This window comes from Pasteurella sp. XG20 (assembly GCF_018968665.1).
Taxonomy (GTDB): Bacteria; Pseudomonadota; Gammaproteobacteria; order Enterobacterales; family Pasteurellaceae; genus Pasteurella; species Pasteurella multocida.
This window is the reverse complement of record NZ_CP076656.1, coordinates 285415-298037: the sequence shown is the minus strand read 5'-3', so window position 1 is coordinate 298037 and position 12623 is coordinate 285415. Positions and strand designations below refer to the sequence as shown.

The window sequence follows — 12623 nt, the reverse complement described above, 5'->3', positions numbered from 1 at the left end:
AAACTTAAAAGAGATTAAAAAGAAAGTGATCCTGAGAAATAATAAATCGGTTTTTGACGATGTTGCGTAACACCACTCACACCATTCATTGGTTGTGCATAGGTTAATGATAATGAAAATAACTTTATTTGCGTTTTCAAGCCTAGGGCAAAACCGACTAAAGTGGTTGTTTTATGCTTTGATTTAATATGTACTTTACCCATATCAAATCCAATAAAAGGGGATACCTGAGATAAATATGCTTTTTGTGGATAAAAAGGAACCGTCAGTGTTTGTGATAAATACGCACCACTATCACCAGAAACCGCACCACCTTTAAATCCTCTTACTGTATATTCATCACCAATTGAAAATTGATTTTCAGAATACAAACTATCAAAACCATATTGGGCACCAATACGTAATTGATAATTCATCGCACGTTCAAACAGGGATATTGGACGCTGCCAATTAATACTTCCTGACAATAATTTTAAGGTTTTTTCACGATTTGCATCATATGCTGAATAATTCGCCCCAAACCATCTCAACCCATTCGCGTAAGCAATGTCGCTGTAAAGCTTCCCGTAAGCAAAATTAGTCATGTAAGATAACCCTACGCTCACTTTATTATTGTGATATTTCCCAATCAAAATATCAGAAAAATAACTAATCCGTTTTTTAAACTCGAACTCGGTATATGTAGATAAAATACTCTCCTTATTACGCACTAAAACATGCATGAGCTTTACTGCTAAGTTTCGTGTTTTACCATTAGAGGAATTGACGGTTATGCCACGGAGTTCTTTTTCATAAGAAGATTCCGATGCTTTAACTTCTACTGTGGAAAAGCCTATCGGCTGACTATAAGACAAGGCGTAATTGCGCTGCTGGTTAGCATGACGATCTTTATATAAGCGGTAGCTACTCGAAAAATTCCAACGATCATTCGTCCCTAATAAGTCACTCCAAGCAACATTTAATGTGACTTGATTACGCCCATTTGCATTATTTTCTACACCTGAATTATTGAACCCTAGACTTACTTGGGGAAAAACATCATATTGTCTTTCAATATTTAGATTTGAGCTGCCTTTTTCTTCACTTGCAACCACATTCACTGTGGCTTTTTTATTCGTAGTATTTAAGATTTCGATCAACTGGTCAATGTCGTGAATACTTAAGCGATTTCCGATTAAATTGGGTAGGACTGATAACATTGTTTTATCTCTAAAACGGGTTGGTTTCTCCCCATTCACAAGCAGATCGCGAGTTCTTCCCCACAGTACAATAAATTCAAGATCGCCATTGCTGATTTTTGAATTTTTTAAACCAATTGCACTTGTCACGTAGCCAGAACGGTATAAAACTTCCGTCAAATCTTTCACTAATTGAAAAACAACTTTTGTTGATAGGGGCTGGTTTTGGTAAGCATGAATGATATCGCCAAAATTTAGAGATACCTTTTCACCCGCAAGGTCGACCGATATGCTGGTGATTTTATGTTTACTCGTGGATTCGGAATCAGGAAAAGAGAATGTTTTTTCTGTACTCGATTGTTGATCTTCTAAAAATTGCTGCGCTTTTTTGAGGTTTTCATTTACATTTTCAAACTGTTGCTTATTTTTTAAATGCAGTAATTCTTGAGTGAGCGGATTTGCTTCCTGACTATAGGCAAGCGTTGATTGGCATAAAAGAAAAGTAGCAGAAGAACATAATAATAATTTCCCTAATCTTTTAATTTGATATTTTTCCATAAAATCTCCATACTTATTGAGGGATGGAAATTCTACTACAAAAAATAAAAATTATTAACAAATCTAGCTATACTAGCGATTTAATAATAAACAAAAAGAAAAAATATTTTCAATCTGAATAAATAATAAACCAATTTAGATTATATTAATAGCAAACAAAATACACATAAAAAGACAACACTTCAATATATTAATAAATAAAAACACAATGTTCTAACATAAATCAAAATAGACAAACCACTTAACAATAGAACATAGAACAATCTCACTCAAACAACGATTATAGCGTCATATCTAACTTTTCAAGTTGCACAAAAAAAATAACCATCATAAAAAACAGATATTTAAAACACTATTTTTCATTGTCACAATATTTATTGCAATAAATAATAGTCATTATTTAAACAATTAACCAAAAATGATAGATAGCATTATACATAAGATAAGAAAACGATAATTTATTAGCAATAGAATATAAATAATCCATTCCCCATAATAATATAGTAAAACAATCATTAAAATTAGCATTAAATATTATTATGAACGGGATATACTTTGTTCGAGAATGTAACCTATGCGTTTTTATGGACGCCGAATCAAAAAAGGTGGAATCTCCTATCAAGCTGATTGTGTAGCAAAAGAGGCTAACGAGTTATCTCCTCGGTATAAATCCATAGAAAAAGATGATCGTATTCAATCCACTAATGATGAAGAGTCTATTACTTTATGGAACGCTTGTTTGATAATAAAGTCCACCTTGAGCTGTGGGTAAAAGTCAAATCAGGTTGGGCGGATGATGAACGCGCCTTACGTAGCTTAGGTTATATGGACGAATAACTAAGTTTCCGACCTTGTGTAAAAGAGTGGTAAAGCCACTCTTTTTTATTGTTTCTACACGATAAAAAAACCGCGAATGCCTTCGCACTCGCGGTATATATTACAAATTGAAGTGATAAGTGCGGTCAAAATCAAAATTTTTTCTGATTTAACCGCACTTTAACGCACTTACTTGGTTTCTGCGTGATAATTCACTACATTAAAGAAGCGTTTGCCTTCTTTTTTACCCGCATAACCACTCTTCTCCCAAAATGCTTCTTTGAGCCAGCTTTCAAATTTTTGATGGCTTGGGAACGTCATTTCGCCGAAGTTTGGATCGAAAAATACGACTTTTTCGCCTTGAACAAGCGCCGACACAGTATGTGAACCGCCTTCAAGATTAATCGAGATTTTCTTCGCGCCAGCAGTATCGCTACCCGTATCTAAAATCGCTTTGGTCAATGCGGAAATATCGCTTTTCGATACCGTGCCTGCCACTTCATCACGACGGCTCAAATCGCCGACTTTTTTCTCTTTCGGTACTACGCCTTGCTCTTGTAACCAATTATCAGTCAATTTGAATTGCTGCGTCGCACTGCCACTTTGCATAAACTCTGTTTGCAGTTTCTTAATCGAGTCAATCGCCTCTTGCTTCAAGTGACCTTTCTTACCGCCTTCGTACATCGTATGCCAGAAGTCTTCACCTTGGCTACTGACTTTGTTCGCAATCCAGTGGGCACACGTGGATTCACACACACCATGTTGCGTATCAACGTGTTTCACAATTTCGTTGTAAACTTCACCTTTAGATTGTGCATATTTAAAGCTGACTTCACCACCAAATTCTTCCACTGAAGAACGCACTGCATCAATTTTATGTTTCACTTTCAATGGCTGAAGTTGATCAGAGAGTTTCTGTAAAAAGCTTCTTGGTTGCTCCACTAACGCACGTTGTTGGACACGCTCTGTCACTGGTTTACTCACAATTTCTGTCTCAGTATTGACCGCACTTTCGCGCTGTTCTGCTTCCTTTTCTCCCTGTTTTACAATTGATGTAGGAGATTCAAAAGGAATCGTTTCATACTCAGATTCAGTAGGGGAAGCTTTTACTCTTGGCTGAAGAGTCGCCCCTTCAGATGTGGATCCGCTTGCTGGTGCCTGTTGGCTTGACGAATCCGCATTAACATCATTCCCTCCCTCTGGTTGCGTTGCTGGAATTGGTGGTAAAGGGCGTTTCGCATGAGATGTACTTTCCCCAATTTCTGCATAAATCGGATCACCAGCTATCTCCACTGCTTTTGCTTTACCTTGATTTGGTAATTCTGGTAAAGGATCTGTCGCTTGTCTCCCTCGAGGCAAGGTCACTTCGGCGTATTCAGACCCGATTTCAACCTTATTACGTTTAAAGTCTGCATTACTGTCACCAACGCGATTGTATGGATTATTCGCAATTTCCTCATACACATGGTTTTCGGCTTCGGCTTTATGACGAGCGATATCAGAATTGCTGTCGCCTAACTTACTATAAAGGTCTGGGATTTCTTCATATACATGAGTACTGCTGTCGTCAGCGGCATCGGTTGTCGCGTTATCTTCTTTAGCTGGAGACAATTTCTCTTTCGCCTTCTTACCCAGTTCCACAATATCAAGCGTTTCAAAGCTAAAATGTGTGCTCGCATAATTATCATCACGTGTAACTTCTTTTGCGAGGCTAAGATCTTTTTCTACTTGTCCAACAATCTTACTTTGATCTGGATTCACACCTGCTAACGTGGATTTCTGTGTCGCTGCATAATGTTTTTGTTCTGCACGTCCACCACGCAGATTCAAGGCAGAAACGCCATTTTCATTTGCACCGATTGAAACACCTGCTGACCCACCATCTTTATCATGGCGGTCATGTAGAACGGTACTGTTGACTTGCCCTTTCACATTAAAATCACGAGGTTCACCTTTATTAACAATATAACCTGCTTGTAAATTCAGATCCTGAATTTCACCTGAGATCTGGTTAGCACGAATACCCGCTTGTTTATTTACAGTACCTCGCGTTTCCGTTTCATGGCTATAACCTAATCCTACATTACCCGTCGGTTTAACAATGGTTGAGGTTGAAAGGGAGGCCCCCACTGAAGCACTATAGTCAACACTATGCTGCGTTCTGTGTAACGTATCTTGCTTCGAAATGATGTTCGTTTTCCCTTTGACATGCAAGTCAAGCTTGTCCGCATGAATATTCGAACTTTCTAAGTTAAGATCGCCACCAGCTTCAATTTTCAAATGTTGGGCTTGTAATAAACTGTTATTAAATGATTTTTTACGTTCATGACTAATACTTTCATTACCTTCAATGCCAACGGATACACCTGCCGTACATCCCGCATTAATGGCACTACAGCCCGCATTTGCTCCACCATAAATTTTCACTCTAGACAATCTTTCGTCTGATTGGCTGTCTTTCTCACCGGCTTGGATATTCACATCTTGTTTCGCTTTTAGGGTTAAATTGGTTTTTTCTGCACTCTCTACATTTTTCAGATGAATACTGCCTTCACGCACAGAAAGCACCAAATTCCCTCCTAACTTCGTACGAATATCGCTAGATTCTGTTAGGTGTTTTATTTCTTTCGTGCGTTCAAATGCGCCTTTCACTGAGCCACCAACTAAATCCCCCGTGATCACATTCAAGACATCACTTGCCTGCTGTAACACGACCGTACCGTCTTGTTTAATCCCATTTTGCGCATCAATAAACTGTTTAGCTAAATGACTTACCGCATCGGCAATCGCAGAATGAGCTTCTGCCTCTGGACCAATTTTTAATGTGGTACTTTCAATGTGACGGTCGTATTCATCTTTTTGTTTCGTCGAGGTAATGTCGCGAGCAGATAGCTCAAACCCTTGCTTCTGTGTTGGTTTTTCTTGCGCAAAAAACTCGGCACTCTTTTCTGACATTAACGCATTGATATCAGATGCAGATAAAACTGGCGAAACGGTTTTATCTGTTTTTGCTGTTTTCGCTGTAACATTAGCATTCGTTGCTGGCGTGTCAGTCTGACCTTTTGTGTTACTCTGCGTTGGCAAGTTGCTATTAATGTTAACACCACCAATGTCCGCATTCCCTAACACATGTAATGTGCCACTTTCAGCTTGTAACTCACTATTAGTATGGGTTAACAACGTTTCCTGTGTTTTCGTATGACGAATCGCCAAACCTAACTCAGCTCCCACACCCGTGTTAGTGGTTGGTACATTGCTAGAAGCTTTGCCACCTTCTTTACTGTTGTAGTCATAACGCGCAGAACGTCCTCCTCCACTTGCATGGGCTGAACCATACAGATGTGAAGTATATTCTTCCGTTTCAAGATTAGTGACATTTTTACCCGCTTGCGTTTTATAGTCACCTTTCACAATCCCGCTTAATTGCTGAGTTTTTAGCGTACTTCCTACTTGATTCACATCCTTTTCAACCGCCAAATGTAAACGATCGACCTCTAGGTTTGACCCCACTGACGTCGCTTTTGAACGTCGCTCTGTATAACTTTCAGCAGGTGAAAAGGTCAACGGACCCGCCTCATAAACATCATAAGATTGTTCCGTCTTATGCGCATCTTTTAAATTCAGATCACCCGTTTTGATAAAGCCAGTTTTTCCTTTCACATCTGAGGCTTGTAGCGTAATACTCGCATTCTTATCTGTTTCTAAATGCAAATGCCCCTCGCTTCTAATCTCAGCACCTTGTACATCACTACCACCAGTTTTGCTTGCATGGGAGCGCGCAAGATTTTCAATCCCTTGCTGTCCAACTAAACGTGTTTCTGTACGGCTTAAGATACTGCCTTTATTTTGGATTTTGCCTTCTGCTTCAATCTTCACGCGGTCACCTGCTAACGTACCACTGTTACTCACATGACCCGCCTTAATTTCAACATCACGAGCATGAATCACGGCATGACCGCGTCCTTGTGATTTTTGCGCTTCAGCTAAGGTTGATTGTGCAAGGTAGACTTGTGGCACAAAGACGTCTTTGCCTTTTACCTGCGTTTTGACATACCATACAATATCTTGTTTTAATTTTGCTTGTTGTTCTTGGGTTAAGCTTTCCCCTATTTTCAAACCAAGATCTTTCGCTTCAACAGAAGAGTTGTCGATCAATCTTTTGACTAAATCGACATTGCTTAGGTTATATTTTTTCGCCAGCTGATTATCGACTTTTTTCTCAATACTGCGCGTAATCAATTGGTGATCAAAATAGTTATCCCCTAAGACATTAACTTTCTGCTCTGTTTGACTATCAGATGCCACTTGGTTAAAGAAGTAGTCAGCACCTTTATAATCATCTTGGTTAATGTATTTCAATTGCGTACGATAAAGCGGATCAGTTTGTACTTTAGGGCGCGCTTCATCTACCGCTTTAAACAAGCTTTGTTTCGCGATTTCTGTCGCTTTTTTTGCTTCTTCCTCTAAAACTTTCAGTTCTTCTTTGAGTTGTTGCTCCGCTATTTCCTCGGCTTTCTGCTTTTCTGCTTTTTCACGTTGTGCTTTTTCCTCTGCAGCACGTTTTGCCTCTTCAGCCTGTTGTGCCTGTCTAGCAATTTCCGCTTGACGTGCCTCTTCCATTTCACGGGCTAATGCTTCTTGCTGAGCACGCTCCAACGTTTCTTGCGCTTTCGCAACACCGTCTTCTTCTTGACGTTTTTCCTCTTCTTTGAATTTTTCAGTACGTTCTTTTTGTGCCTTCTCTTTATTTAAACGTGCTTTTTCTAATAATTCTTGACGCTTGCGATCTTCGGCTAAACGCTTTTCTTCAAACAAGTGGTGTAATCGCTCTTGCAACGCTCTTGGTAAACTCTCAAAACGTTGATTATTTAAACGTCTTTCCTCATAAAATGCTTCTTCATCAATGTATTGCTCCTCATTCAGTTCTTTCAAATAACTGTTCAGCAAACGTCCATTTTTCGCGATTTCATCAGGATCAAGATAGTTAGGTTGCTCCCCCTCAATGATCTTTAATTCATCTTCATCAATTTCTCTTGTTTTCTTGTCTAACTGTACGCTGTTATCAATAAATAAATTAGGTATATCAAGAAGCTCTGATAAAGCCGATAAATCAACGCCTGTATCATTAATTTCTTTATCTGCGACTTCAGGGATAAACTCACTTTGTGGCAGAGTTAAAGTATGCTTACCGATCTGCAATTGACCATCAAATCCGCCTTGAATAGAACGCTCACCATTTTGTAAGCTGTTTGTTTTGAGTGCTAAACTGCCCGCCAAAATTTTGGCTTTTTGCTCAGGGTAATACACAAAACTGGTCGGATTTTGTTTAAAGGCTTTCCAACGTTGTGTCATTTGTTCATGAGAAAGTTGATGCCAGTTTTCCCCAAAGGCAGCCACCATCCCTTTCTGTAACATTGGAGAGTGTCTTACTTGTTGTAATAACTTATACGCACTGAAGTTCTCTGCTGAATAGAGATTCGCTTTAATAATTGGCGATGGCGATAATAACGCATCGAGAAAATCACCAAAGGTTTTAAAATTTCTTTCCGTATTCCCTAATCGAAAGAAAATATGACGAGTATAAGGTTTGTAGTGAATAGTCACATCCGCTTCTTGCTGGAAGAAATGTGATAATGCGTCAAATTTAAGCAGTTTCATTTCATTGACAATTTCATCTGCATCAGAACGGAAAGTGCCTTTCACATTAATCACACCATGATTCGTAATACTGGAGAAACCTCTTTCACTATCTCTTTTCGAGTTAAAGATCAAATTACCGTCTGTACGAAGCGAACCAAGTTGTTGCACCTCAACAACAGGCTTATCGATTTCTTTTACGTTGACGTTTAATTCATAGAAGTTATTATGCCAACCATGTTTTGCCGTTTCATTGATACGATAATAACGCGTATAATCTTTTTTCAGATCTTGATACTCAAGACGACCTGTGAGAGTAACATCATTAATTAACGCGTTTGCATTGATCGTCGCGTCACCTTTAGCAAAAATATTCCCTAAATTGTACACCGTGCGATCCGCTGTGAGGTTCATGGCGCCTTCAGAATGGAGTAAACTCTTACCTTGATTAATAAGATATCCTCCTTGGTTTTCTCCTCTTTTCGCGCTCAAATTCAAACTTTTACCCGCCCCCAAGATACCGCCTATGTTATAAATGCTGCCTTGTTTGGTATTAATCGTTAAATTTTGAGCACTTGCTAAGGTACCGTAATTCACAAAACCAGACTTGGTATTGATCGTGATATTCGCGTTTAATTGAATATTTTTTGCTTGATCAATTTGAACATTTTTTGCCGTGATTTCTAAGTTGTCTTTTGCTGTGATAAAGTTATTTCCTTCAGTCACAAAACTGGTGTCATCTTTAAAAGTGAGCTTGGCATTACCGTTACTGTGAATTAGCCCAGTGTTGACAAACCCTGGCGCTAACAATGAAGCGCCTTTTAAGAAACTCAGTGGTTGATTAACCCCATCCTCAAGTAAAAGATCACGACCTTTGGTTTGAATATCAAGTTCGCTAGACGCATAGATTTCTTTACTATTGACTAAATTATCAGCATCTAGCGTCACTTTCTTGCCGTAAATGCTACCTTTATTGGTTAATTTATTGGTTGTTGTGCTCAGCTCATTAGCAATAAGTTTCGCGTTATCTTCAAGATTCACACTCTTACTTGCTGTAATTTTGGCACTCGTTTTGGCAGTTAATTTCGCATTTTGTCTTACTGTTGTTTCTTGCGCTTGAATATCGACCGCTTTGTTGGCTTTAACTTCCTTACCAATAATAACGTGCTTACCGCCTTTAACTGTAAAATTCCCTTCCGCATGAACTTTGGCATAATTCTCATTCTGATTATTTTTTGTATTGCCTAATTCAACATCGCCTTCATGGGTTTCAATTTGAATATCCGCCTCAGATAAAATAATGCCATCATGTTTTACCCCAGCGCCTTTATCCGTTACGATTAATTTGATATTTTTACCGTACATTGCACCGGTACTCGCACCGCTAATCGCAATTTCACCTTGTGCCTCAGCGGTATGCTTTTCTGTCACTTGATGTGTCTTTAAATCATATTTACTGTTACCTGCGACAAAAGTGATATCGGTTTCGGAATTTCCTGTTCTTTCTTTTGTAATCGCTTGTTTTTGTTCAATCTTTTTGGCAATGATATCCAAATAAGGTAAGCCATCTGTGGCAAATCCATCCACCCCAATTGTCACTGTACCTTGCGTGACATTTAACTGCATTTGCTCAGGATCAATGGTACTACTGGTTGTTGCCACAAAACGATTGGCATTAATGGTTTTTACCCCATTAAGCACAATGCCATTTTGGTTCGCAATCACCAAATCGGCTTTTTGCCCTAAAATTTCAAGGGCGCCTTCAATTTTACTGGCATCCGGTCCAGTCACCTGATTTAAGATCGCTTTTGCTTCACTACCTTCCGTTAAATTCTGGTTACCTGGCAAATACCCCACTAACTGTGAGCGTTTTTCCTTGGCGCTATTGTTAAATACCGCCCCATTTGGGATGTTAAACTTTTTAAAACGGTTATCTGAAATGCCATTTTGGTTTGGTTTTGCAATATCAACTATGATGACATGGTTCTCAGTATGTTTGATTTTTGTTTGATGATCCCCTTTATAATGCTCTCTATCTAATTCCACATGATAGCTTGTGCTATTCGTCACATCAGTTAAGTCAGGTTTTCTTTGTACCACCGAATCTGTATCAGAGGCTTGTGCCATAAGTGGAAAAGACACCACACTTAATAATAAAACGGCGTATTCTTTCCAAGTCAACGACATCAATGTTGAAACCGGATTAAATGCGGTTTTGACTAACACAGAAAGGGTCGAAAGCGGCGAGTTAAGCGCTGGTTGAGAAGCACTTATCTCGGTGTCAGAAACGTCTTTTGATGAGGCATTTCCTACTGCAGAATTAATCGTTTCAGCAACAGGTACAAGACAGCCTTTAGTTTTACTAAAAATGAGTTTATAGCGATTTTTATTCATACTAAGTTAATCCTTCAACTTAAAAAAACATTAAAAAGAAACAGAACCACTGACGTAATAAACCGGTTTTTTATCCTGCGGTTTCACTTTTCTTACCGTATTGAGTGGTTGAGCATAAGTGAATGAGAAATTGAATAATCTCACTTGTCCCTTCACCCCTAGCGCAAAACCTGCAAGGGTATCTGTTTGATGAGATTGTTTGACATGTACCTTACCAATATCTACCCCGACGAAAGGTGATATTTGAGAAAGGTAAGCTTTTTGTGGATAAAAAGGGATGCTAAGGGTTTGTGAAAAATACGCACCACTGTCGCCTGAAGCAGCTCCACCTTTAAATCCTCTGATAGTATATTCATCACCAATAGAAAATTGATTTTCCGAATACAAACTATCAAAGCCATATTGAGCACCAATACGCGCTTGGTAAGTCAGCGATCGATCAAACATGACTATTGGACGGAGCCAGTTAACACTTCCTGACAATAATTTTAAAGTTTTTTCACGTTTTGTGTCATAGGCTGAATAATCCGCACCAAACCATCTCAACCCATTCGCATAAGCAATATCACTGTAGAGCTTGCCATAGCCTAAATTCGTCACATAAGACAAGCCAATATTCAGCTTATTATTGTGATAGTCACCTATCTCAATATCTGAGAAATAACTCAAGCGTTTTTTAAATTCTAATTCACCGTACACAGACAAAATTGTCTCTTTATTACGCAATAAAACGTGGGATAACTTCAGTGTTGCTGTCTGTGTTTTTCCCGAAGAGGTGTAAACGTCATTCTCCCCTTGAAGGCTTTTCTTATATTCCGATTCAGCTAACTTCAGTTCTAAAGTCGAGAAAGACAGAGGTTGAACATAAGACAACGCATAATTACGTTGTTGGTTTGCTTTACTGTGCTTATAAAAACGGTAACCTGTCGAAAAAGACCATCGATCATTGGTGCCGAGTAAGTCACTCCACGCAACATTGAGACTGGCTTGATTACGTCCATTGGCATTATTTTCTGTCCCTGAATTATTGATACTCAAGGTTACCTCAGGCCAATCGTTTCGGACTCGTTCAATATTAAGATTAGATGCGCCTTTTTCCTGACTTGCTACGACACTGACTTTGGCACTTTTGTTAGTCGTGTTCAAAATTTCTACCATCTGATCAATATCATAAACATTGAGTAATTTGTTTTTCAGATTTGGCAACACAGCTAACATGGCTTTATCTCTAAAATGCGTCGCTTTCTCACCCGCCACGAGAATATCGTTAACTGTTCCCCACAAAACCACAAATTCGAGATCACCATTCTTGATCTTCGGATTTTTTAAACCTATAGCACTGGTCACATAGCCGGAACGATACAGCAAATCAGTAAGATCTTTGACAAGTTGAAAAACGACTTTGGTTGACAGGGGTTTATTGAGATAGCGCTGACTCACTTCATCGAAATTTAAAGCGCCGCCCTTTCCACCTAAATCAATGGTTATACGCGTGATTTTTTTCGATGTTTCATCTACGCTATCTGTCGCAAGGGTTGACTTTGCCTCTTCTTCAACGGCTTGTTTATCTTCTAAAAACTGCTGCGCTTTTTTGAAATTTTCATTCACATTTTCAAATTGTTGTTTGTTTTTTAAATGCAATAATTCCTGTGTGAGCGGATTTGTTTCCTGACTATAAGCAAGAGTTGATTGGCATAAAAGAAAGGTTGCTGAGCAACCTAAAAATAAATAATTTAACCTGTTAGATTGATATTTTCCCATAAAATCTCCGTATTTTTGAGGGCAAAAATTCTACTACAAAAAAATCAAAATTATTAATCAATCTGGTTGTACCAGTATTTATATTACGAAGGGAGTACAAAATAAAATAATAATGCGCAAATATCAACCCAATAAAGATTAAAATTTAACTCATTTGTATAAATATTGATAAAAATCATATTATCAATAAGTTAGGCTATTTTTAATACACTGAATAAGTCAATGGAATGAAATGCTTAGGAAAACATTGAAGTGAATAAAATATAATCAAAGGAAGAA

At 38.5% G+C, this 12623-nt stretch carries 3 protein-coding genes and 1 pseudogene; 1 reads left to right on the top strand and 3 read right to left on the bottom strand.

All coding sequences use genetic code 11. From position 1 onward, the window contains the following. Positions 1-14 precede the first annotated feature (14 nt). A complete protein-coding gene (locus KPF51_RS01310) occupies positions 15-1736 on the bottom strand; it encodes a ShlB/FhaC/HecB family hemolysin secretion/activation protein (RefSeq protein WP_061406221.1) in 1722 nt (573 codons plus the stop codon). A 726-nt stretch (positions 1737-2462) separates the two neighbouring features. On the opposite strand from KPF51_RS01310, the pseudogene KPF51_RS01305 reads away from it, so the two are divergent. Further along, positions 2463-2573, top strand: a pseudogene (locus tag KPF51_RS01305) (GTPase Era); the annotation flags it as partial. A 168-nt stretch (positions 2574-2741) separates the two neighbouring features. Here KPF51_RS01305 and KPF51_RS01300 read toward each other — a convergent pair. Both KPF51_RS01300 and KPF51_RS01295 read right to left on the bottom strand, forming a co-directional pair. Continuing rightward, positions 2742-10583 (bottom strand): YopT-type cysteine protease domain-containing protein, encoded by a 7842-nt coding sequence (locus tag KPF51_RS01300; protein WP_135961478.1) that lies wholly within the window; start codon positions 10581-10583, stop codon positions 2742-2744. A gap of 30 nt (positions 10584-10613) precedes the next feature. Further along, positions 10614-12344, bottom strand: coding sequence for a ShlB/FhaC/HecB family hemolysin secretion/activation protein (locus tag KPF51_RS01295; protein WP_061406223.1), 1731 nt, complete (start codon positions 12342-12344; stop codon positions 10614-10616). Positions 12345-12623 lie beyond the last annotated feature (279 nt).